Here is a 24300-nt window from a genome sequence, read left to right as displayed (position 1 = left end):
GTATCGTTTGCGCCGTTGCGCTGTACGGCATCAGGGTGGGTAACGGATAACACGATATCGCGCGCAAAGAAAAAGCGGCGCTAAGTGCTACCGATTCGTTATCGAAGGAAGTGCTCGACTATTTCGAGTCTTCGTCCTCGTCTTCTTCGTCGTCGAAGAACGACCAGTCGTCTTCGGCAGGCTCGTGGTTTGCGAAGCGTTTGCGTGTTCTGCGCTCCATGATGACGCTTGCAAGAATGCTCAGCACCAAACCGACCCCGATGAGCACGCCGATGCCCGGGATGGTCTCAAACAAGAAATGATAGAGTTCTCCGAGATCCATGAGTGCCTTTCCGATTTACATAAGGGCTGATCAACAAATTGTCATCGAACGAGCCCGTTCACATAGAAACATATTTTAGTAGAGTATACTATGCCCGATCAAGAGCAGGTATGACGTGACACCATAAATCCTCCGTTTGGTTTAGGAACAGTCACTAAGGCGACGAGCGGGAGTAGAAAACGTGCGGCCTCGGAATCGAAAACTGCATAGCAGCCAGATGCTGTTCGTCGTCATATCCGTGGTGGTGGTGCTCGCCGTTCTGGCGGCGTCCGTCACGTTGCTCGTCCACATCGATCAGAAGCTTCGCCAAGGTGCCGAACAGCAGGTCATGACGTTCACCGAGCAGGCTGCCAGCAACGTGAGCGATCGCATGGGCTACGTACAGGATGCGATCGGCGCCTTTACGGTAGAGAATCCCGATCCTGAGCGGGTCCGCCCCATGATGGAGGTGTTCAAAGAGCGGTTCGGTTTTTCGTCGGTGGCATTCGCCGGGTTGGACGGCGTGGGCCTCTATTCCGACGGAGAGCCGTTTTCCACCGATCAGCTTGCAGTTCCCGAAACCGCCCTCTCCATGGAAAAAGCCACGTATTCGGCCAACTACGACGTAGGAGACGGCCAGCGGGGAAAGCTCGCGCAGAACCCGCTCTACATCGACGGGGAACTGGTGGGGGCGCTCTACGTCGAGATTCCGTGCAGCATGTTCTCCATGGAGCGCAGCCTCGATATGTTCGACGGACGCGGCTACTTCATCCTCTTCGATGCCGATACACAGGAAATCATCGTGGCGCCAACCGAGCAAACCCAGGTGCCCATCACCTCCGATACGCTGATCTACGATTTTCTCTACGAATCTCAGCGAACCGGCGAATCCGACGACGCGCTGTTCCAAAACGATCGTTACGCGCAGGAGAAAAACTATATCGCCCTGCTGCAGCGCGCCGTTGCCGATGAGCGCTGCGACCTGTTCACAGGAGTTATCGACGGGAAGGAGAGCTACGTGTGCGTGGCTCCCGTCCATGCGGGCGATTGGTTCGTGTGCAACGTCATCCCCGTCGAAAACGTGAGGGCCGAGGGAAGCGCGGTCATGGCGGCTTTTCAGGTTGTGTTCGCCCTCTCCATAAGCTGCCTGCTCATCGTGCTCGTCGTATCGTATCTGTTCTACCGCAAGCGCATGCAGGAGCGGGGCGTCGAGATGAAGACGCGTCTGTACGGTGCGCTATCCGAGAGCCTCGATATGGCGGTGAACATGTATTCGCCCGACGACGCGATCGTAACGCCCATCGTGGCGAAAGCGAGCGAGATATTCGGCTATCCCATGTCCGATATCATGGGCAAGAGCAGCGTCCCCGACGAGATCGCGCTTTCGAAAGAGGGCCGCGACCTGCTCGACCGCATACGCAGCGGTGCAATAGAAAGCCTCGAGCAGGGGGAGTTCGCTTTCCGTGAGCCGTGGAGCGGCAGACCGAGCTGGGTGTTCTACTCGGTGACTCCGTTCGAGTATGAAGGCAAGCTGCAGCTGCTCATCGTGTTTCGCGATGTAACCGACGAAAAGACGCTGCAGGTCTCCATGAGCGATGCGATGGTGGCCGCCGAAACTGCGAACAAGGCGAAATCCGATTTCCTGTCGAACATGAGCCATGAGATCCGCACGCCCATGAACGCGATCGTCGGCATGGCTCAGATAGCGCGAAAAAACCTCGGCGACAACGAGAAGCTCAAAGAGAGCCTCGACAAGATCGATCTGGCATCCGACCATCTGCTTACCATCATCAACGACGTGCTCGACATCTCCAAGATCGAAAGCGGCAAGATGATCCTTGCGAGCGAAGTATTCAGCCTGTCGGACGTGATCGATCGCGTGGCTGCCAGCATGAGGGGGCAGTGCGAAACCCGCGGCCAGACGATGACGGTCGAATGGCGCAACATCGATACCGATGCGTTCGTGGGCGATCAGGTCAGGCTGCGGCAGATGCTGCTCAATCTGCTGGTCAACGCGTCGAAGTACACGCCCGCGGGCGGGCATATACGCCTCGAGGTCTCAGAGAAGCCGAGCAACGTGAAGAAATACACGCACGTAACCTTCGTCGTCTCCGACGACGGTATCGGCATGAGCGAAGAGTACCTCGAGCACCTGTTCGAGCCATTCGTCATGGAGGGGCGCTCGTCGGTGCAGGGCACCGGGCTCGGCATGCCCATCGTGAAGAACATCGTCACCATGCTCAACGGCGAAATCCGCGTCGAGAGCGAGCTTGACAAAGGAACGACCTTCACGGTTTCGATAGCCCTTCCGCGTGCGACCGAGGACGAGAAGAACCTCCTGGTCACCGATGCGCCGGCTTCGAAAATTCCCCGTACGCGGGAGGCGCTGAAACCGAGCGACAAGGATAGGCTCGTGGGTCTTAAGGTGCTGCTTGCCGAAGACAACGAGTTGAATGCCGAGATTGCCAAAGAGCTGCTCGCGGATGCCGGCCTTGAGGTTGATTGGGCCGAAAACGGAGAGCAGGCGTGCGAGCTGTTCGAGGATTCCGAGCCGCGTGCTTACGATGTGGTGCTCATGGACATCCAGATGCCGATCATGAACGGCTACGAAGCGGCGCGGACGATCCGCTCTCTGGAGCGCGAAGATGCCGTAACCGTGCCGATCATCGCGATGTCGGCCAATGCGTTTATGGAGGATGTCGAAGAATCGCTCAGATGCGGAATGAACGCGCACCTCTCGAAACCGATCGATATGGCTCAGGTGCTCGCAACCATATCCGAGCAGGTCGAGCGTGCGCGAAATGGGGATTCGGGTGGCGAGTCTGCCTGACGTGCGAGTGCGCGAGGCGGGTTCGCGTACTCGGCTCGTTTGGGCACTGGTGCTTGAGCGGCGAATCGCTGTTCGCAGAACCGCCCGCATGATGCGCTTGCGACCACCCGAATTGGTGAAGCCGTGCTGTTGGCGAAAACGCATCCCGCCGACAATTCGTCTGCGTTATACTGGAAAAACCGTCTACTGAATCCGTCCGAGACCTAAGGAGCGCAGTCGTATGCTAGACATTCGATTTGTCCGAGAAAACCAAGAGGCCGTCGCTACTGCGATGAAGAACCGCAACGCTTCATGGGATTCCTCGCGCTTCTCGGAGCTTGACGAGGCGCGCCGTACCGCCATCACCGAGGAAGAATCGTTGCAGGCCGAGCGCAACGCCGCGTCGAAGGCCATCGGGCAGATGATGGCGCAGGGCAACAACGACGAGGCCGAAGCTGCCAAAGAGCAGGTTCGCGCCATCAACGAGAAAATTGCTGCTCTGTCGGAAAAGCGCGACGAGGCGGAAAGCGCCCTGAGCGCGATGCTGCTCGCTACGCCGAATATGCCGGCTGACTCGACGCCTGTCGGCGCCGACGAGAACGATAACCCCGAGGTTCGCCGCTGGGGCACGCCGCCCGAGTTCGACTTCGAGTTCAAAGCGCATTGGGATCTTGGACCCGAGCTGGGGATCATTGATTTCGAGCGCGCCGTGAAGCTCGCCAAGAGCCGTTTCATCCTGCTCGGTGGCTTGGGGGCCCGTCTTGAGCGCGCCCTCATCAATTTCATGGCGGATACGCACACTTCGCGCGGGTACAAGGAGTGGTGGTGCCCTGCCATGGCAAACGCCGAGACTCTTACCGGTACCGGTCAGCTTCCGAAGTTCGAGGAGGATCTGTTCAAGACCTCCGAGGGCCTCTACCTCATTCCGACGGCCGAAGTGCAGCTTACCAACATTCATTCCGGGGAAGTGCTCGACGCCGAGCAGCTTCCGCTCAAGTACTGCGCCTTCACCCCCTGCTTCCGCGAGGAAGCGGGCAGCGCGGGACGCGACACGCGCGGCCTCATCCGCGTGCACCAGTTCGACAAGGTCGAGATGGTCAAGTACGCCAAGCCCGAAGAAAGCTACGACGATCTTGAGTCGATGGTCGAAGATGCGGAGAACATCCTGCAGCTTCTGGGGTTGCCCTACCGCGTGATTTCGCTCTGCACGGGCGATATCGGGTTCTCGGCGGCGAAAACGTACGATCTGGAGGTGTGGCTGCCTTCCTATAACGGGTACAAGGAGATTTCGTCCTGCTCGAACTGCACCGATTTCCAGGCGCGCCGCGCGAACATCAAGTACCGCGATCCCGAAAACTTCAAGGGTTCGCGTTTCGTCCATACGCTGAACGGTTCCGGCCTCGCAGTCGGCCGTACGATGGCCGCCGTCATCGAGAACTACCAGCAGGCGGACGGCTCCATCAAGGTGCCCGATGTGCTCGTGCCCTACATGGGCGGCGTGGAAGTCATCGAGAAGGCGTAAGGGTCGACGGACCAAAGACGTGGCTGCAAAACAATCGGCACAGCGCAAGAGCGTCAAGGGAGCGCCTCGCAGTTCGAAGGCGAAAAGCCCGAAGGCGGTTTCGTCGGGCCGGACTCGAAAAAAAGACGCGAAGCAACCGAAAAGGCATCGGTGGCTTCGCGTTGCCATAGGGTTGCTCGTCGCAGCCGTTCTCGTCGTGGTTGCCGCGTTCTCCTGGAATCGATGGCTCCGCTTTGACGATGCTGCCGACTTTCAGGGTAATTGGCAGGCGTCGGGCCAGGCGGCCGTTGTGGTGATCGACGGCAAGCAGATGCACCTGACCGATGAGGTCGCCTACGATTACACGCTCGATACCTGGGCGAAGACCATCGATTTCTCGTTCGGCAAGCTGTCGGGGTCGGGCACCTACCGCTTCTCCGACGATCGGCGCACCCTGACGATAATCGAGGGCGGCAACTCCGATCTGCTCCGTGATTTCCTGAGGATGTTCGGTCTCGATATCGGCGCCGAAAACGAGAGCGATCTGCCGGCAACCACTTTCGCGAAAGCGGCGGACGACGCCGCTGCGCTCGGCTCCGAAACCGGCGAACCCGCTGGGGAGAATCCGGATGGCGACGATTCGTCTGACGGCGATTCCGCAGGTGCCGATGCGGGAGGCCCTTCCGATGGCGGCGATACCGACGGCGAGGGAGCGGATGGGGGAGAGTCCGCTCCCGAAGACGGATCGGATGCGGGTTCTTCGGGTGGCACAGACGATGCCGCCTCGGGGGACGGTAGCGGCTCGGGCGGCGGCGCTATCCTGTTCGACGAGATCAACGATCGGGGCGTTTCATCATGACCGAAGCGCCCGATCCGCTGCGCATCGAATCGCTGGTGGTGCAGCCCGGTCGTATCGTGTGCGAGGTGGCCGTCGATCCCTCACAGCGCTATACCACGCCGCGCCTTGCGGCGACGCTGCTCGGGGAGCATCCGACGCTTGCGGGTCATGCGTGCGTGAACGAGGTGGGAGATACGTTCGGGTGCGTTATCGAGCGTACGCCGGTTCCGCATCTGCTCGAGCATCTTGTTATCGATCTGCAGGCGCGTTCGGGCGGGCGTCCCGACGATACGTTCGTCGGAACGACGGAGTGGGTCGATGAGGCAAGGGGCCGGGCGACTGTGCAGGTGAGTTTCACCGACGATTTGGTTGCCTTACGGGCTTTTCGTGATGCATCGGAAAAAATCATCGCCGCAATGCTAAAGTAAAAAAATGTCATCCGCACACATCATATTCGACAAAACGGGCGACAAAGTCGCTCACCGCGTCATCAAGATGCGGACTTCGGCCGTGCGCGATCTGTTCGCGGCGGCCTCCCGTTCCGATATCATCTCGCTCTCAGGCGGCATGCCCGATGTGTCGCTGCTTCCACCGAGCGCCATCAAGAAGGCCATGAGGGCGGCAGCCGAAGACGATCGCGCCGTTGCCCTTCAGTACGGTTCGACCGATGGCCGCGTGGAGACGAAGCAGGTGTTCTGCGATCTCATGCGCGATATCGGGGTGCGCTGTAAGCCCGCCGAAGTCATGATTACGAGCGGTGCGCAGGAAGCGCTCGATCTTATCGCGAAGGCGTTCATCGATCCCGGCGATATCATCTTGGCCGAAGGCCCCACGTACCTGGGTGCGCTGCAGGCGTTTTCTGCGTACGAGCCCGATGTGCGCTGCATTCCCTTCGATCACGAGGGTATGAGGATGGATCTGCTCGAAGCCGAGCTTGAGAAGATCGGCAAGGGCAAGGCGAAGTTCCTCTACACGATTCCGAACTTCCAGAATCCGGGTGGCGTGACCATGTCGCCCGCCCGTCGCAAGCGGCTGCTCGAACTTGCCGAAGCATACGATTTCTTCGTGGTCGAAGACGATCCGTACGGGCGCCTTCGCTACGATGGCGGACATGTGAAGCCGCTGCGCGCCTTGAACGATCAGGTCGTCTACCTCGGTACGGTGTCGAAGGTGTTCGCGCCGGGGCTGCGCACCGGCTGGGTTGTCGCGCCGAAGAGCTTCTTGGCCAAGCTCAACTTGGTCAAGCAGGGCACCGATCTGTGCGGCAGCGCGTTCAACCAGGTTGTGGTGCAGCACTACTTCACCGACACGCCGTGGCAGAAGACGCTGCAAAAGTTCGTCGATACCTACAAGACCCGTCGCGATGCCATGCTCGCAGCGCTTGAAAAATACTTCCCGCCCGAGGCGACGTGGACCCATCCCGAAGGGGGCTTCTTCGTGTGGGTGACGCTGCCCGATTATGTGGATACCGGCTCGATGCTGTCGGTGGCGCTCGACAAGGGCGTGACGTATACGCCCGGAGACGGTTTCTTCCCGAATGCATCGGCTGGGCAGAACTGCATGCGGCTCGCATTCTGCTTCGAGAGTCCCGAAAACCTCGACGAGGCGATTCGCCGCCTTGCCGCCGTTATCGAAGACCAGCTCGAGCTGTACCGCGCGTTTATCGAGGCGGGAGCCATTAAGGCAACAAGCCCGGAGGCGGCACAGCGGTAAGTTCGGCGCACGTTGGATGTACACCCGATTCGGCGGCGCGCGGCGTACGCCGAAACGAGACGATAAGGAAGCAGCATGAAGGTAGCAGTTTTGATGGGCGGAAGCTCGTTCGAACGTGAATTCTCCTTGGCGAGCGGCAAGCAGGTGTGCGAGGCGCTCGAAGAGGCCGGCCACAAGGTCGTGCCGCTCGACACTACATCCGATCTCGTACCGACGCTCAGGAGCGAGCGCCCCGATGTGGCGTACAGTGCGCTGCACGGCAAGCACGGCGAGGACGGCACCATTCAGAGCCTTCTCGAGTTCCTCGGCATTCCCTTCGTGGGATCGCCTGCGAGCGTGTGCCGCAGCACCTGGAACAAAGATTCGCTTCATACCACCATGGCGGCGTACCGTGCAATGACCGGCGATGCGCCCATTGCATCGTGGCCCCAGGGGATCAGCATCGCGCGCGATGCCTTCAAGGATATGGGTGCCGCGACGGCGCTCGATTTAGTCGAGGATCGCGTGATCGGCGGTTATCCCGTTGCGGTCAAGCCCGCTCATGGCGGTTCCGCGCTCGGCGTCCACCGCGTCGATCGCGTCGAGGACCTAGGCGAGGCTATCCTCGATGCGCTTTCCTTCGACGAGCATGTGGTGATCGAACAGTGGATCGAGGGCGTCGAGATGGCCGTATCGATTCTCGGCGACGGATGGGACGCTCACGCGCTTCCGCCGGTTGAGATCGTGCCGAAGTCGGGGCTGTACGACACCGCCGCCCGCCTCGATGCCGATGCCGTCGAATATTACACGCCCGTGCGGCTCGAATCGCTTTCCCCTGACGAGGCTCAGGCTCAGGCGATCCGCGCCGAGATCGAGCGTGCGGCGCTCGAGGTATACCGCGCCTATGACCTGCACGATCTGGGCCGTATCGACGTCATCTGGGATGGTGCGCAGGCACGCGTGATCGAGACCAACGTATCGCCCGGCATGACCGAGCTCTCGCTGTTCCCGGCGGCGTGTGCGGCGGCGGGCCTCTCGCTTTCGGGCGTGCTCGATCGGTTGGTCAGCCAGTACGCATAGGCCTGTCGGGGATCGGCTGAGGAATTGATGAAACGGTGACGGGGTCGGAGCTTCCGACCCCGTTTTCTTTTTTTGGTGGGACAGCAGGCCGCCCGCGCAACGATAGGCACGGCGTGTCGCCTGTTTACCCATGGTCGCATCGGTTACGGAAAAGCAACTGTTTCGTGGGCGAAGGATGTTTTGGCAGGGCCGCTAGGTGCGATGCCCTATAATGTGGCTCATCGAAAGCAATCCCAAAGGAGGCAGTTATGGGTAACAAAGGATTCGGGGCGTTTCTCGCAGGCGGTGCCATCGGCGCGATCATCGCGCTTCTGTACGCTCCCCGCAGCGGTTCCGAGACCCGTGCGATAGTATCCGATAAGGTCGGCGCAGCTTGGGGCGAAGCTCAGGAATTCGGTGCCCAGGCTTCCGAGAACGTCCAGCAGTTCTACCAGGATGCAACCGCTAAGGGCCAGGAAGTGTATCAGAACGCTGCCGCTAAGGGCTCCGAGGTTGTGAATGTGGCCACCTCGAAGGTGCAGGAAGCTGCCAGCAACGTCAAGCCGGTCTTCTCCGAGAAGAACGACGAACTGCGCGAGAAGATCGAAGCGGCGCGCCAGCGCATCGCCTCGCAGGTTGCCAAGAACGCCGAGGCGGCTCACGATGCGGTCAACGAGAAGATTCCCGTTGCGGCCGACGCCGCAAAGAACGTCGCCGAAAAGGCGCATGACGCGCTCGATTCCGTTGCCGTCAAGATTTCCGGCAGCGAGGCCGACGAGCCCGTGCAGGATAAGGTTGCCGATGCTGCGGAAGAAACCGTCGACAAGGTAGCCGATGCCATAGCTGACGCGGCGAAAAACGCCGACGACAAGTAAGCTGGGCATGCGCCTCGCGGTGCCTTTCGGGCACCAAGGCAGCTTGGCATTCTATGATCCTGTCAGATCACGAGAGAATAGGGCACCCGATATTCGGGTGCCCTTGGAAACTGAAGCATGGCTAAAAACTCCATTACCACGAACGAAATAATCGGCACCCGCGTTATCGGGGGCAAACGGGGAACGCGGCGTATCGGCAAGGTGCGCCGTATCGTGTTTCATCCCAAGGAGAAGCGGGTTGTCGGATTCATTGTCAAGAGGCCCGATTTGCTGTGGATGTTCCATCGCAAAGACAAGTTCGTCGCCATCGACGGATACGACCTTATCGACGGGCGCATCTGCATTCGCCTCGATGCGGATGCAACCGATCGAGCCGCCTGCAAGAAACTCGGCGTCGAATGGGACGATTGCGTTCTTTGGATCGGATTGCCGATCCTGACCGAAGACGGTACCGAGTTCGGTTTCGTGGGCAATGTGACGTTCAATCGCCTGACTGGTGCCGTGGAGATGGTCGAAACCGATGCCGGTGCAACGTCGAACGCTCTTTTGGGCAAGCGTCTGATTCCCGTCGAGCTGATCACCGGCTTCAAGCGCGGTGTCGGTGCAGCCATCGCGCAGACGGGCAAAGAGGGCGTGCAGACCGACAACGTCGAGTACGGAGCGATTCTGATTTCCGACGAAGCCAAAGAGATCGTCGCCGAAGGCGGTCTTGCCGAAAAGGCAGGAGCGGCAACGGCGGTTGCGGCAGACAAAGCTGGCAAAGCGGTAAAGAAGACGGGCGAGGCGGTCAACAAGGGCGCGAAAGCGGTAGGCGAGCGCGCCGAGGCGACCAAAGAGGGTTTTGTCGGATTCAAGGAGGAATTCCAGAAGGAAAGCGGTACCGCCGATAAGAAGAAGGCCCTCGAAGGCGAGGTCGAAGAAACCGAGTCCACGGGCGAGCAGATCGGCAAAGCGGTCAATCAGGGGGCGAAAGCGGTCGGCAAGCAGATCAAGAAATCAAAGGGCATGTTCTCCGCCTTTAAAGAGGAATACAACAAAGCACGCCACGACGACTGATCCAGTCGGAAAAGAACCAGGTATATGACGCAGAAACGCAGCAGCAACGAACCAGCGGGACACGGCTCGACCGGCAATACGGGAAAGTTTCACGCCATAAAGGAAGACGTCCACGAAAAGCGCGAGGAGCTCCACGAGAAGAAAGAGGAGCTTGCCGAGCGCTCGCATCAGCGAGTGAAGATCGGCGGCAAGTCGTTCGAGAAGGGCGACATCATCAAGTTCGCCGGACTCATTGCGTTTTTCTTGGTAATGCTTTTGATCTGCGCGCTTATTTTCCCCTACATCAAGGAGCTGTTCGAACCCGGCGGCGTCGAGCGCGTCATCGACAAGGTTCGGGATGCCGGTCCGGTCGGCGTGTTCATCCTGCTCGGCCTCCAGTTCTTGCAGATTGTGGTTGCGTTCATCCCCGGTGAGGTTACCCAGGTAGCCGCAGGCATGCTGTACGGGCCGTGGTTCGGGGCGCTCATCATTCTTATCGGGTGCATCATCTCGAGCGCATTCATCTTCGCGTTGGTGCACAAGCTCGGGGCGCCGTTCGTGCAGAGCATGGTGCCGACCAAGTATCTCGACAAGTTCCGAGCGTTCGAAAAGTCGGGCAAGCTCAACATGATCGTGTTTATCCTGTTCCTCATTCCCGGTTTGCCGAAGGACGTGTTCACGTACCTGGTGCCGCTCACCGATATGCGCATGCGCGATTTCGTGCTGCTCTCCAACATCGGCCGCATTCCTGGGGTAATCGTTTCGACCTACGCAGCCGACGGGTTGGTTGACGGGCGTATTTGGGAGAGCGTCATCATATTCGTTGCAGCGGCGCTGATTGCCGTTCTCGGCATCGTGTTCAAGGATAAGATCATGGATGTCGTGGGCAAGGCGACCAAGCACAAAGACGATTGATCCGTGCGGATGCGTGATTCTTGCCATCGGAATCGCACACAAACCTTAAGAAATACCGCGATTGCGTTAATCACTATGTCGGGCATGGAACATGGTTTACGAAACTATGACGGAACAACTCACCACGTATACTGCTCGGTATCATGGTGGCAACAATCCAACCGAAAGAGGTCATCATGGATACCAAAGATAACGATGCGAAAGCATCGATTTCCGATGAGATAGCGGCTGCCGAAGCCGAGTTGAGAGCCGCACAGGAAAAGCTCGATGCAGCGAAGGCCAAAGCCTCGCTCGAAGAGGTGCCTGCCCCTGGAGCAGAGCGGCCTTCCGATGGCGGCTCCGCCGCGTCCGCCGAGGCGGCGGACGGCTCGTTTGTCGAGGCCGTGGCTGTGACGAGCAGTCCTATCGAGCTCGAGGCCGAGCCGGTGTCGGTTCCTGAAGCAAACGAGCAGGATCCCAACTGGGTACCGTACGCGCCTGCAGCCGAGCAGGCGCAGGCCACGTCGCCGGATTCTGCAAGCTCGTATGCCGATCAGGGGGCATCGCAAGGCTCTGCCTATTCTTATCCCGGACAGGCCGCCCCGCAAGAGCCCGTCAATCCGTATGCCGGCCCCCAGCAGGATGCGGCCCAGCCGCAGAGCGGCTACTACTGGCAACAGCCCCAGCAAGACGCCTACAGCGCCTACAACACGCAGTACAACCAGTACGGACAGCCGCAGAATCCCTATTCCGTACCTCCGCAACAGCAGTATTACCAGCAACCGTACGCTCCCGTGGTGGCTTCGAAAGACCATGTTGCCGCCGGTTTGCTCGCCATCTTTCTCGGATCGCTCGGCATCCACAAGTTCTACCTCGGGTACAATACGGCCGGCTTCATCATGCTCGCCGTCACCATTCTTGGCGGTCTGATTACGCTTGGACTGGCCGCTGCCGTGATGGGAGTGATCGCGTTCATCGAGGGCATTCTCTATCTCGTGAAGTCCCAAAGCGAGTTCGAGCAGATTTACGTGTTCAATAAGAGGGAATGGTTCTAGGCGTACGCTGGGCGCGTAAGCGCTTCGGGCCTATCCCCGATATTTCTTGTGAAAAGCCTTCGTCCCGAGGGCTTTTCCTATAGAATTGAGCCCATGGTTTTAGTTCCTACAAGGGAATTCCTATAAAGGAGGAAGACATGCCCAAAATCACTCGTGATCAGGTGAAGGTGCCGGTCGACGTGATGCCGGAATCGCGGGAAGAGTACATTGACAACTACATGTTGGCAACGCGTGGAACGGGTCGCCTCATGCTGTTTGCATGCGACCAGAAGATCGAGCATCTGAATGCCGACTTCTACGGCGAAGGCATCGACATCGCCGATGCCGAGCCCGAGCATCTGTTCAAGATCGGGAGCCAGGGCGTGTGCGGTGTGCTGGCAGGCCAGCGTGGCCTGATCGCCCAGTATGCAGCCGATTATCCGGAGATCAACTACCTCGTGAAGATGAACTCCAAGACAAACATCGTCGGTACCAAGCAGGAAGATCCCTATTCTCCGCAGCTCTACGATCTCGATGCCGTGCTCGCCATGCGCGAGGCAGGCGTGAACATCGTGGGCATCGGCTACACCATCTACCTGGGCTCCGAGTTCGAATCCACCATGATGGCCGAAGCGGGCGAACTGATCGCCCAGGCCCATGCCAACGGCCTCATCGTCGTCTTGTGGATCTATCCGCGTGGCAAGGCCGTCACGGCTGAGAAGGATCCCGCGCTCATCGCCGGCGCTGCCGGTGTTGCGCTCTGCCTCGGCGCCGACTTCGTGAAAGTCAATCCTCCGAAGCCCGAAGACGGCACCTCGCCTGCCGAGGCCCTCAAGATCGCTTCGATGGCCTCCGGCCGCTGCGGGCTTGTGTGCGCCGGCGGCTCGACCGTCGATGCCGAGACGTTCCTCACGCAGCTCTACGACCAGATTCACGTGGGCGGCGCATGCGGCAACGCAACCGGCCGCAACATCCATCAGCGTTCGCTCGACGAAGCCGTGCGCCTGACCAAGGCCATTTCCGCCATCACGCTTGCCGACATGTCGGTGGAGGATGCGCTCGACATCTTCAACGGCGACGAGGATTTCTCACTGTAAAACGTTCGTCTCGATAGTGCGCAGCTTGCGGGGCCTCCTTCGGGAGGCCCCGTTTTTCGTGAGGCTGCTGCCGTTTTCGCTAGACCGCCGTTTTGGATGACCGTCAGATGCGGAAGACGTGGTGCGCGTGCGGGTGTGTTCGGGCGGGACGCTACCGGACGATTCGAGGGTTGGGTAGATTTCGGCGCATCAGGGCAGACGACGAGTGGTCGATCGTGAGCCGTTCCGTTTGCGCCTCTGCATCGCACTCGTCCTGCATCGCACTCGTCCTGCGTCGCGCCCGCCTTGCATCGCGCCCGCCCTGCATCGCGCCCGCCCTGCATCGCATTGCGGCCGATTCGCTCGGTATCGCTCGCAGCTCGGCGCGCTCCCGTCGATGTGCATTTTATGAGTACTCAATCTTTATTGATAATTAATACTAATAAGAGGCATCAATCCTGATACACTGGACCAAGCAACCAAAGGACGGTTAGAGGCTGCGTCGACAAAACGGCACGAGCCGCGTTGCGCAAGCCGACTGGCAACAAGGAGGTCCAACCCATGGATCAGGACACCACCAAACTCTACAGCGAAAACGGCGCGCCCGTCGCCGATAACCAGAACACGTTGACCGCAGGCGAACGCGGCCCCATGATGCTCCAAGATAACTGGATGATCGAGAAGCTCGCGCACTTCGATCGCGAGGTCATTCCCGAACGCCGTATGCATGCGAAGGGTTCGGGCGCGTACGGCACATTCAGGGTAACGGGCGACGTCAGCCGGTACACGAAGGCCGCGGTGTTTCAGCCCGGAACCGAAACCGAGGTATTCGTTCGCTTCTCCACCGTGGCGGGCGAGCGCGGTGCGGCGGATGCCGAGCGCGATATCCGCGGTTTCGCCATCAAGTTCTACACCTCTGAGGGTAACTGGGATCTTGTCGGCAACAACACGCCAGTGTTCTTCCTGCGCGATCCCAAGAAGTTCATCGACCTCAACCACGTTGTCAAGCGCGATCCCCATACGAACATGCACTCGCCGCAGTCAAACTGGGATTTCTGGTCGAGCTTGCCCGAGGCGCTCCACCAGGTGACCATCGTCATGTCGGATCGCGGCATCCCGAAGAGCTACCGCCACATGCACGGGTTCGGCAGCCATACCTACAGCTTCCTCGACAAAGACAACAAGCGCACGTGGGTGAAGTTCCACCTCAAGACCCAGCAGGGCATCGAGAACCTTTCGAACGAAGAAGCCGAGGCCATCATAGCCAAGGACCGCGAGAGCCATCAACGCGATCTGTTCAACGCCATCGCCCAGGGCGACTTTCCCCAATGGAAGTTTTGCATTCAGGTTATGGATGAGGAAACGGCCAAGAACTACAAGGAAAACCCGTTTGACATCACGAAAACGTGGAGCCAGAAGGAGTTCCCGCTCATCGAGGTGGGCACCCTCGAGCTCAACCGTAATCCCGAGAACTACTTTGCGGAAGTAGAGCAGGCGGCTTTTGCGCCGACGCACCTCGTGCCGGGCATCGGGCTTTCGCCCGACAAGCTGCTCCAAGGCCGCCTGTTCGCTTACGGCGATGCGCAGCGCTACCGTCTCGGCGTGAATCATAACCATATTCCGGTCAATCGACCGCAATGCCCCTATGCGGAATTCCATCGCGATGGCCAGATGCGCACCGATGGCAACTTCGGCGGCACGATCGGCTACGAGCCGAACTCCTACGGGCAATGGCAGCAGCAGGCCGATGCGGCCGAACCGCCGCTTGATCTGTTCGGTCCGATGGATGCGTGGGATCCGAAGGACGATCCGACCGACGATACCTTTTACCAGCCGGGCGATCTGTACCGCCTCATGACCGAAGACAAGCGTGCGTTGCTCGTTTCCAATACGGCTGTCGACATTGCCCCGTGCACCGATAACATCAAGCTGCGCCATGCGGCGCACTGCTACAAGGCCGATCCGGAGTACGGAACCCGCTTGGCCGAGGCGCTCGGATTGCCGGTCGACCGGGTGATCGAACTTGCGGGCATGTCGCATGAAGAGCGCATGGCCGCAACCGGGCAAAACGTTCCGGCCCTCAAAAAGGGCGGCGCGATGAAGTAGCCGAAACCGCTGCTGCGCGTGTTTGCCGGCGGCTTCCGGCAACCGCGCAGCACCATCTCGATACGCGGCCGAACTCGACTCCCTCGGTTCGGCCGCCGCTAGCCGATTCGGGCCTTCTCTTCCCAAAGGCCTCCTTTCCGATAAGCCCCTCGCCGATCCTTACCGCGAGGGGCTTTTCTGCGACCGTATTCTTTCCAAGCTTGCGATACCTGATCGTCGTGCTGTACTTTTGACCGCTCACCCCGTATGCTGGTTTCCGAGAGAATTGGAGGCCGCTGTGACGCGCAATGAGGAAATCCCGAACGACTCAGCCGATCCGCATCGGATGCCGGCGGCGGGGTACGGATACAACGCATACGATCCCATCGTCCCAGCAGCCGTCGATGCGGATGCTCTCGCCGATATGCGGGCGTACAGCAGCCTGAAGGAGAAGCGCAAGAAGGCGAAGCGCAAGAAGGCCATCACCATCGCTATCGTATGCACGGTTCTCGTGATCGCCATCGCGGGCGGTCTTACCTGGTTTTTCGCTTCGTCGGCCGCGGGTCCGACCGATGATGCGCCGCTTCCGACCGCGTTCGTCGAGAGGGGTACGTTTTCCGATGCCGTATCGGCTTCAGGCAAGCTCACGCCGGTTTCGTCGGTGAGCGCGACGCCTGAGGTGGACGGGCTGGTCGGTGAAGTGTTTGTCTCGGAAGGCGATACGGTAACCGCAGGCCAAACGCTGTACACGATCGTTAACGACGATCTCGACAAGGCGGTCGTCCAGGCGCAGCAGGGCATCAACGAGGCGAGCAACGGCGTTTCCCAGGCGCAGCTGGCGGTTGATGAGGCGTACCGCTCGAAGCAGGCGGGCCTCAACGCAGCAGCATCGGCTTCGGCGGTTGCCGATGAAGCCGAAGCGGTAGGGGGTTCCGCTGCTCCGACGTTCGATGTCGCCCAAGCCGATTCCGCCATCAAACAGGCGGAGCTTTCGCTTGCAAGCGCCCAAACCGCTCTCGCGAACGCGCAATCGGCCTACGACGATGCGGTTGCCAAGGCGGAAAAGCGCACGGTGGTCGCTGCGATAGACGGAAGCGTCGTGTCGGTCAACATCGAACCGGGCAAGGCGCTGGCGAATGCGTCAGGTGCGGCGTCGCCGATGCAGATCGCCGACCTTTCTCAGATGACGGTGTCCGTCGAGGTTAACGAGATCGACATTCTCAAAATCGAGACAGGGCAGGAAGCCGTGCTCACGTTTTCGGCCATCCCCGATCTTTCGCTGACGGGTACGGTGAGCCGCATCGCCACGATGAACACCGGGGCGTCGGACGGCGCGAACATGGGGTATACGGGTACGGTTACGTATGCGGTCGATCTGCTCATAACCGAGCCCGATCCGCGTTTGAAACCGGGCATGACGGCGAAGGCATCGATCGAATCCCAGAAAATCGAGAACGCCTTGATGGTGCCGGTATCGGCCGTGCAGACCATGTCGGCAACCGAGGGGTTCGTTTACGTGGTCGATCCCGAAGATCCTGCGAACATGGAGGAGCGCGCCGTTGAGATACTCGCTTCGAACGGGCTGACCATGGCCGTCAAGGGTGCTCTTGCGGAAGGCGACGAGATCATGATGGTCGGCGACGTTGGCGCGAGCGGATCGATGGGATACGGGGCCGATGCGGGTGGGAGCGCATCCGGTTCGATGGAGGCTACCGCTGAAACAGTCGTGGGGTAGCGGCTATGGCTCTCGTCCTCGAAGCACGCGACATCCACAAGATATACGAGGGGGCATCGGGGTTGACCCATGCCTTGCGAGGCGTCTCGTTCTCGGTTGAGCAAGGGGAGTTCCTTGCCATCATGGGCCCCTCGGGGTCGGGCAAATCGACGCTCATGAACATCCTGGGCTGCCTCGACACGCCCACGACGGGATCGTATTTTCTCGAGGGGGTCGATGTGGCGGCCTACAATGAAGACGAACTCGCGGAAATTCGCGCAACGCGCATCGGGTTCGTGTTCCAGTCGTTCAACCTGCTGCCGCGTTCGACGGTGCTGCGCAACGCGATGATGCCGCTCATGTACACCGCATGCCCGAAGAAGGAGCGTGCCGAGCGGGCGCGATCCGCGCTGAGGAGCGTATACCTCGACGAAGCCTTGTTCGACCATCGCAGCAACGAGCTGTCGGGCGGCCAAATGCAACGCGTCGCCATCGCTCGGGCGCTCGTCAACGATCCTGCTCTCATTCTGGCCGACGAGCCGACGGGCAACCTCGATACGGCCACGGGCGAGATGGTGCTTGCGACGTTCAAAGGGCTGCGCGATCAGGGCAAGACCATCGTCCTCATCACGCACGAGCCGGATGTGGCGGCCCATGCCGACCGCGCCATCCACATACGTGACGGAAAGCTTGCGGGGAAAGACTGTCCGGTGCATACCCGAGATACCGACCCGATGCCGGCCTCCGTCGGGCACGACAGCATAGCAGGACCCGGGGCGTCTCCTTGTGGACAGGCCGGCCATCAGCGAGGCGGTGTGCGATGAAGCTCGGCGATCTCCTCTACGAAACGTGGTATGCGCTTGCGGCGAACAAGGGGCGGTCGTTTCTTACGATCCTCGGCATCGTGATCGGCATATCGGCCGTTATCGCCATGACTTCGCTCATCGGGGGCATACAGAACACGCTCATGGGCGAGCTGGGATTCGCTCAGGCCCGTCAGGTTGCGATCAGCGTGAATGCACCGCAGGGGATCACGTTCGACGATCTCGATGCACTTGAGCAGATGATGCCCGATTACGAGTTCATCACGGGGTCGACGCAGATCGGCACTTCGGTCGGCACGGGGACCACCACCGTTGAAAACGCCACGATCTTCTGCGCGAAGCCCGAGTATTTTATCGCAAACGGCTCGAACCTCGAATCGGGCAGGCTGTTTACCGAGAGCGAGGAGAAGAACGGCGCCCGCTACGCGGTGATCGATCAGAACTCGGTCAAAGAGGTGTTCGGCAGCGTCGATGCGCAGGCGGTCGGGCAGACCATCCATATCGGAAACGACGACTACCAGATCATCGGCGTGCTCCAGTCGTCGACGCTCGTGTCCTACGGGACGATGATCTACGTTCCGTATTCGACGGCCGTGCAGCGCCTCGGCGTCACGGACGGCTACCTGCAGATCACCGGCTTTGTTCGAGAGGGTGCCGATATCGAATCGGTCGTTGCCACCACCACTTCTACGGTGGCGCGTTACTTCGGTTTGGCGGGCGAAGACGATGTGTACGTGTTCTCCTTCGACTCTATCATCAAGGAGATGGAGACGACCATGGCTTCGTTCTCGCTGCTTATGGGATCGGTGGCGTCCATCTCGCTCTTCGTCGGCGGTGTGGGTATCATGAACATGATGCTGACCAACGTGACGGAGCGCATTCGCGAGATCGGTCTGCGTAAATCGCTCGGTGCCAGGCGGCGCGACATCACGAAGCAGTTTTTGCTCGAGGCGATCATGCTGTGCGTGATGGGGGGCGTCATCGGCATCGTCATGGGGCTGCTCGGCGCATGGGGCCTCGGTGCGGCGGTCGGTGCGATGCAGCCCGGCATGACGGTCGTGCCGGCCATATCGCTGCCCGTCATCCTCGGAGCCGTCGGCGTCTGCGTGCTCATCGGCGTCGTGTTCGGGTATTATCCGGCGCGCCGTGCGGCAAAGCTCGATCCGGTCGAGTCGCTCAGGTACCAGTAGGGGTTTCGGGCGATTGCGCGCAGCGCTTGGCTTGGTATACTGATGCGCACCGAAGACCGCGAAAGGCTGGAGGTTCGTGATCATGACTACGATGCGTATCGGGGCTGCCAGGCGCTCCCTCGTCTTGCTGCTGGCGCTTGCCCTCGCATTTCTGCTGGCGTGTCCCGTCGCGGGCGTTGGCCCCAGGGGCGCCTTTGCCGATGAGCCGTCGAGCGGGGAAGATCTTCCGCAAGATGCCCTGAAACCCGTTGCGCCGCTGGAAGAAACCCGCTTGGCCGAAGGGGGGCATGCTGCAGCGCCCGACCGTTTCGAGCCGAACGATACGGCTGCGCAGGCTACCGATACGGGATTTCCCGCCCGGGTGGAGGCGACCGTCCATTCGGCCGACGATGTCGATTGGTACGCGATCGACCCCGAAGATACGGGTGAGGTGGCTTTGATGCTTACCTCGCCGGTTCAAGCCGCCTATCGGATGCGGCTCTGCGACGAAAGCGGTGTGACGCTGCGCGAATCGTCGTTCGAATCGGGCTTGCAGAGCATTCGCTGCGCCGTCGGTGACGGCCGCTACTACGTGGTAGTCGAAAGCCTAGACGGGGCGTTCGACCCGGCGAACCCCTATACGCTCGATATGCAGCGCCATATGGAACCCGCCTCCGTGTCGTCTCTCGACCTTTCGGAAATGAACATGCTTACGGCGCTCAACGACTCCGCTTCGGGCTTTGCATGGGATTACGGCGTTAACGGAGGCGGTCATTTTCTCATGTCGCAGGCGTATTTCTCGCAGTGGGCGGGCCCTGTAGCGGAATCCGACGATCCGTATAGCGCTGCCGGTCCTTTCGAATACCGCGATCTGGGCACGCAATCGCCCTACCATGTGCAGAATGCGCTGTATCTGCCTTCGGGGCAGAGCGCGAGCTTCCTCGATGATTTGAAAGCGGCCGTCATGACGTACGGCGCTGCCGACATCTACGTGCTGTGGGCGCTCTGCTACGCTACGCAGGACAACACGCATCTGTTCGTCGACAAGCGGGATTTCGAGTACCAGGCTGTAGAGGACGGCGTATCGTACGACGGCGGCCACATCGTCACGGTGGTCGGATGGGACGATACGTATTCCAAAGATCGCTTCGAGGGCAATCCCTATGCGCTGGACCGCTTCGGGTATACCGGCGCATCCACTCCTAAGCCGCACAACGACGGCGCGCTCATCTGCAAGAACTCGTGGGGCGACGATGCCGGGGAGGGCGGGTACTTTTACGTTTCGTACGAAGACGCCTTTATCGGCACGAACAATCCGACGGTGTTCATGGCAGGGGATTCATCCGAAAGCTACAACCATCAGTACCTCAACGACCCGTACGGAACGAACCTGTTCTGGACCAGCGACGAAGCATTCACTGCGTCGGAGGTTTTCGTGAACCGGCAATCGGAACGCGAAACGCTCAGGGCCGTTTCGTTTTCGATCGGATCGGCGGCGCGCTACGAGATAGCGGTCACGACGAACGGGCAGACCGAAACCGTGGCCACCGGCGAGAAACGCTATGGCGGCTACTACACCGTCCATCTCGGCGATGCCGCGGCCATCGAGCCGGGGGATGCGTTTCGCATCGACGTGACCGTGCGGCCCGCAGCGCAGGGCGACAAGGTTCGGATGGGCGTATCCGCGAACGTGCCCGGCGAGATCAGCGGTATCGTCGAGGTGAGCGGACGGGCGTTCATCGACGAGGGCGGGACGGTTACCGATGTGGGCGAGCAGGGATTCTACCCGAGTATTCGCGCCTATACCGACGATCCGGCTTCGGGTGGCGGCGGACAAGATGCCTTGTACGGACGCGCCGCTTCCCCCGTGGCCGACGGGGTCGACGCGCAGGTTGAGGCGTGCGCAGAGGTCGGACTTCGCCAGCGCGATCCGCTCGGCGAAGACGAGGTGCGCGAGAGGACCGAAGACAGCATCGCGGTAACGTCCGTCAACCCCGAGCTCTACGGCGGCATCGGCGTGCGCATCGACGGTTCGGCGGGGGATTCGGCTATCGACCCGTTGAGCCTTGCGGCCGATCTGCCTTCCTCGTTCGATCTGCGCCGAGAGGGAACGCTCACGCCGGTGAGGAACCAGGGCGATCTCGGGTCGTGTTGGACTTTTGCCGCCATGGCCTGCGCCGAAAACTATTTGGCCCGAACGGATGCCAATGTGACGGGGTATCCCCGTTCGCTTTCGCTCAGCAGAAACAAGGTTTCCCTCGATCTCTCGGCGGGCGAGGAAGCGCCCGTCGAATTGACGGCCGTGCTCGAAGGCAGCGAGAATCTGCCGCTTTCGACGGTGGCCTGGTCGGTGACCGGAGACGTCGGGAGCGTTCGACTTGAAACAGGCCGGAGCACGAGCGGCGAAGCCGTCACGGTGCTCACGGCGCTCAAGCCGGGCACCGTAACCGTGCGCGCCGAAAGCGATGCCGACATGAGCGTTGCGGCTCAGTGCGTCGTAACGATTTCGAGCGGCGGTAGCCAGGGTGTCGAGCCGCTGCCCACCCCGAATGTCGATCAGCCCGACCGCCAGGTGGGAAGCTTGGCGGCGGCGGGAGATCGCGCGGCGGTGCCGATGGCGGTCGTGGGTTCTGCGGCGGGGCTGGCTTTCGCTGCGGCGATCACCTCGTATGCGGTTCGTCGGAGCTCGGGGGCGAAGCGCTCTCGATGAAAATCATCGTTTCTCCCGCAAAGAAGATGAACGTCGTCGATGACGGGTTCGCGTGGCGCGATCTGCCCCGCTTCACCGAGCATGCGGAGGTCCTCATGCGGGCGATCCGAAAGCTCGACTACGCCGAAGCGCAGCGGCTCTGGAAGACGAGCGATGCGCTGACCGAGCTCAACTACCAGCGCTTTCGCACGATGGATCTGCGGGGTGCAGGCGCGCCGCTCTCGCCTGCGGTGTTCTCGTACGAGGGCATCCAGTACCAGCATCTGGCGCCGACGGTGATGGAGGAGTCCCACCTCGAATACCTGCAGGAACACCTGCGCATCCTCTCGGGGTTCTACGGCGTGGTGCGCCCGTTCGATGCCGTGGTGCCGTATCGGCTCGAGATGCAGGCGAAGCTGGCGGTGGGTGGCGCGAAGGACGTGTACGGCTATTGGGGCGACACGCTTGCTCGGGCGCTTGCCGAGGAGACCGACCTCATCGTCAACCTCGCGTCGGTCGAGTACGCCAAGGCGGTGCTGCCGTATGTCGATCGGCTCGGCATGGATGTGGTAACGTGCTTGTTCGGCCGCATGCAGGGCGGCAGGCTCGTACAGCGGGCCACGGCTGCGAAAGCGGCGCGCGGTTCGATGGCGCGCTGGTGTGCCGAAAACGGCATCGAGGACAGCGCCGATCTGCGGGCGTTCGACGTCATGGGCTACCGCTTCTGCGCCGATCTTTCAACCGACGATACCTTCGTATTCGAAACATGCTGAAAAAGATCCGACAATCGGCGGGCCCGATTCGTATTCGTAGCAGCAACGTTTCGGCGGTTGCGATTGTCGAGCCGGTTAAGCGTCGCTATACTGCATAGGCAATGCGTGCGGCACGAGCGTCTGCCGTGCGGCACGGCAGGCTGCGTATCCAGCATCCTGCAGGTCGAAGGGAAGAATCGATATGAAACGACACTTGATCGCGATCGGCGCGATCGCCTGTTTAGCAGGTGCGCTGGCGCTCGCTGCGTGTTCGGGCGGTACGAACGATGCCCCATCGGGCGGCGAAGCGCCCGGCGGCGCGTCCGCCTCTACGGCGGATGCGTATGCCGTGGCGTCGCCCGCCTTTCCACAAACGCCATCGGAGGACGACGGCGAAGCGTGGATGAAAACGCTTGACGAAAACCCACTCGACGAGGAGTTCGTCGAATCGCTTTCGGGTTTTTCGTACAAGACCGCGAGCGCGGTGCTCGGGGAAGAATCCGAGAACAGCACCTATTCGCCCATCAGCCTCTACTATGCTTTAGCACTCGCTACGCAGGGAGCGGCGGGGCAGACGGCCGACGAGATGAACGCGGTGCTCAAAGCGCCCGACCCCTCGGAGGTTCCCCTCGAGGCGGGCAACCTCTACCGCGTCTTCTACGGCGATCCGTTCTCGAAGATCGATCTTGCCAACTCCATCTGGATGCGCGAGGGCGATTCGTTCGAGCAGGATTTCGTCGACGTTGCCACCCAGCAGTTCTACGCGACGCCGTTCTCGGTCGAGTTCGGCACGCCCGAAGCCGATGCGGCGATTGCCGATTGGATTTCCGCGAACACGAACGGTACGATCGAGCCCGAGGTGCAGACGACGAGCGATCAGCTCATGTCGATCATCAACACGGTGTATTTCAAGGGCAGCTGGTCGGACCAGTTCGATGCTGCCAGCACCAGGGAGGATACGTTTCATACCGCGAGCGGCGATGTGACGGTCGAGTTCATGATGCAGCGGCTCGACAAGCCGCGCGATTTCGTACAGACCGATACCTATACGCGGGCCAGCCTCGATTTCGTCGGCGGGGCCACGATGTCGTTCGTGCTGCCGGCCGAGGGCGTGAGCGCGCACGACATCATCTCCGACGAAGCGCTCCTCGAAGAGGCGTTCACCGCAGATCCCGACGATGCGGCCTACATCACCTACACGGTGCCCAAGACGACGTTTGCAAGCTCGTTCGACCTGATTCCGCCGCTCGAATCGCTCGGCATGAAGACGGCGTTTTCCGACGAAGCCGATTTTTCGAAGCTGACTTCAACGCCCGCCTACATCTCCCACATCAAGCAGGAAAGCTACATCATGTGGGATGAGAACGGCGCCGAGGCGAGCGCATACACCGATATCGGCATTTCGGAGATGTCGGCCGCCCCCGATAACCTCAAGGAGATAGAGTTCACACTCGACCGACCGTTCCTGTTCGAGATTCGTTCGTCGCAAGGCGTACCGCTCTTCATAGGCGTATGCGAAAACCCGGAAGCGAACGCTTAGGATCCGGTTCGCACTCGGGATGCCTGCGCGGTTCGAACTAAGCGCCCACATGCGGCGGACGGTTGCACCCCCGCAGACGACGCGAGCGGCACCTGTGCGGACGAGTCATCGTGCGAGCCTTCGGTGCGCGTCGGTGACGGCTCGTTGCATCTCGGCAACAAAAGATGCGCTCGAACAGCGCTCGTCGCATAATAAAAGCAGCCCCGTTGCGGGGCTGCTTGCGTTTGCGGTATGGTGCCCGAGGCGAGAGTCGAACTCGCACGTCTTTCGACAACGGTTTTTGAGACCGCCGCGTCTGCCATTCCGCCACTCGGGCGCAAGCAGAAATTATAGCGGATAGCGGAGCTACCGCCAAGAAGAATCGAGACCTGCACGGTTTATCCCCGATATTCGTGCAGGAACATGACAGGAGG

Annotated in this window: 19 protein-coding genes and 1 tRNA gene; 18 read left to right on the top strand and 2 right to left on the bottom strand. The window is 60.6% G+C overall.

The features are described from left to right. Positions 1–118: 118 nt before the first annotated feature. Positions 119–322: a DUF6724 family protein gene (locus C1722_RS10630; protein ID WP_102379206.1), complete on the bottom strand. Its 204-nt coding sequence runs from the start codon at positions 320–322 to the stop codon at positions 119–121. A 217-nt stretch (positions 323–539) separates the two neighbouring features. On the opposite strand from C1722_RS10630, the gene C1722_RS10625 reads away from it, so the two are divergent. From C1722_RS10625 to C1722_RS10540, 18 genes are all read left to right on the top strand, one after another. Then, a complete protein-coding gene (locus C1722_RS10625) occupies positions 540–3131 on the top strand; it encodes a hybrid sensor histidine kinase/response regulator (protein ID WP_102379205.1) in 2592 nt (863 codons plus the stop codon). Between the two features lie 220 nt (positions 3132–3351). Then, positions 3352–4632 (top strand): serine--tRNA ligase, encoded by a 1281-nt coding sequence (serS, locus tag C1722_RS10620; protein WP_102379204.1) that lies wholly within the window; start codon positions 3352–3354, stop codon positions 4630–4632. A 19-nt stretch (positions 4633–4651) separates the two neighbouring features. Continuing rightward, on the top strand, positions 4652–5470 hold the full coding sequence (locus C1722_RS10615; protein ID WP_102379203.1) for a hypothetical protein: 819 nt from the start codon (positions 4652–4654) through the stop codon (positions 5468–5470). After that, entirely contained in the window at positions 5467–5877 is a 411-nt protein-coding gene (locus C1722_RS10610; RefSeq protein ID WP_102379202.1) for a cyanophycin synthetase family protein, read from the top strand. Before C1722_RS10615 ends, C1722_RS10610 begins: the two co-directional genes overlap by 4 nt. A gap of 4 nt (positions 5878–5881) precedes the next feature. After that, complete coding sequence (locus tag C1722_RS10605; protein ID WP_102379201.1) at positions 5882–7162, top strand: aminotransferase-like domain-containing protein; 1281 nt, start codon at positions 5882–5884, stop codon at positions 7160–7162. A gap of 75 nt (positions 7163–7237) precedes the next feature. Next, the gene (locus C1722_RS10600; protein ID WP_102379200.1) at positions 7238–8221 is read left to right on the top strand and encodes a D-alanine--D-alanine ligase family protein; all 984 of its coding nucleotides are present in this window, start codon (positions 7238–7240) and stop codon (positions 8219–8221) included. A gap of 248 nt (positions 8222–8469) precedes the next feature. Then, entirely contained in the window at positions 8470–9075 is a 606-nt protein-coding gene (locus C1722_RS10595) for a YtxH domain-containing protein (protein ID WP_102379199.1), read from the top strand. 117 nt (positions 9076–9192) lie between these two features. Next, positions 9193–10131, top strand: a complete 939-nt coding sequence (locus C1722_RS10590; protein ID WP_102379198.1) for a PRC-barrel domain-containing protein — start codon at positions 9193–9195, stop codon at positions 10129–10131. 24 nt (positions 10132–10155) lie between these two features. Next, positions 10156–11025 (top strand): TVP38/TMEM64 family protein, encoded by an 870-nt coding sequence (locus tag C1722_RS10585; RefSeq protein ID WP_102379197.1) that lies wholly within the window; start codon positions 10156–10158, stop codon positions 11023–11025. A gap of 176 nt (positions 11026–11201) precedes the next feature. Then, positions 11202–12059: a TM2 domain-containing protein gene (locus C1722_RS10580; protein ID WP_102379196.1), complete on the top strand. Its 858-nt coding sequence runs from the start codon at positions 11202–11204 to the stop codon at positions 12057–12059. Between the two features lie 137 nt (positions 12060–12196). After that, on the top strand, positions 12197–13135 hold the full coding sequence (locus C1722_RS10575) for a beta/alpha barrel domain-containing protein (RefSeq protein WP_102379195.1): 939 nt from the start codon (positions 12197–12199) through the stop codon (positions 13133–13135). A 540-nt stretch (positions 13136–13675) separates the two neighbouring features. Beyond that, on the top strand, positions 13676–15220 hold the full coding sequence (locus tag C1722_RS10570; protein ID WP_102379194.1) for a catalase: 1545 nt from the start codon (positions 13676–13678) through the stop codon (positions 15218–15220). A gap of 277 nt (positions 15221–15497) precedes the next feature. Next, a complete protein-coding gene (locus tag C1722_RS10565) occupies positions 15498–16934 on the top strand; it encodes an efflux RND transporter periplasmic adaptor subunit (RefSeq protein WP_244902527.1) in 1437 nt (478 codons plus the stop codon). Between the two features lie 5 nt (positions 16935–16939). Beyond that, positions 16940–17737: an ABC transporter ATP-binding protein gene (locus tag C1722_RS10560; protein ID WP_102379192.1), complete on the top strand. Its 798-nt coding sequence runs from the start codon at positions 16940–16942 to the stop codon at positions 17735–17737. Next, positions 17734–18927, top strand: coding sequence for an ABC transporter permease (locus C1722_RS10555; protein WP_102379191.1), 1194 nt, complete (start codon positions 17734–17736; stop codon positions 18925–18927). The genes C1722_RS10560 and C1722_RS10555 overlap by 4 nt, the downstream gene beginning before the upstream one ends. Before the next feature lie 82 nt (positions 18928–19009). Continuing rightward, positions 19010–21616, top strand: a complete 2607-nt coding sequence (locus tag C1722_RS10550; RefSeq protein ID WP_146040650.1) for a C1 family peptidase — start codon at positions 19010–19012, stop codon at positions 21614–21616. Then, a complete protein-coding gene (gene yaaA / locus C1722_RS10545) occupies positions 21613–22368 on the top strand; it encodes a peroxide stress protein YaaA (protein WP_102379189.1) in 756 nt (251 codons plus the stop codon). Before C1722_RS10550 ends, yaaA begins: the two co-directional genes overlap by 4 nt. Before the next feature lie 181 nt (positions 22369–22549). Then, positions 22550–23887: a serpin family protein gene (locus C1722_RS10540; RefSeq protein ID WP_102379188.1), complete on the top strand. Its 1338-nt coding sequence runs from the start codon at positions 22550–22552 to the stop codon at positions 23885–23887. 232 nt (positions 23888–24119) lie between these two features. Here the strand turns inward: C1722_RS10540 and C1722_RS10535 are convergent. After that, positions 24120–24203 (bottom strand) — tRNA-Leu (locus C1722_RS10535). Between the last annotated feature and the right edge of the window lie 97 nt (positions 24204–24300).

The organism is Raoultibacter timonensis (assembly GCF_900240215.1).
Taxonomy (GTDB): domain Bacteria; phylum Actinomycetota; class Coriobacteriia; order Coriobacteriales; family Eggerthellaceae; genus Raoultibacter; species Raoultibacter timonensis.
This window is presented reverse-complemented; position numbering and strand designations above follow the sequence as displayed.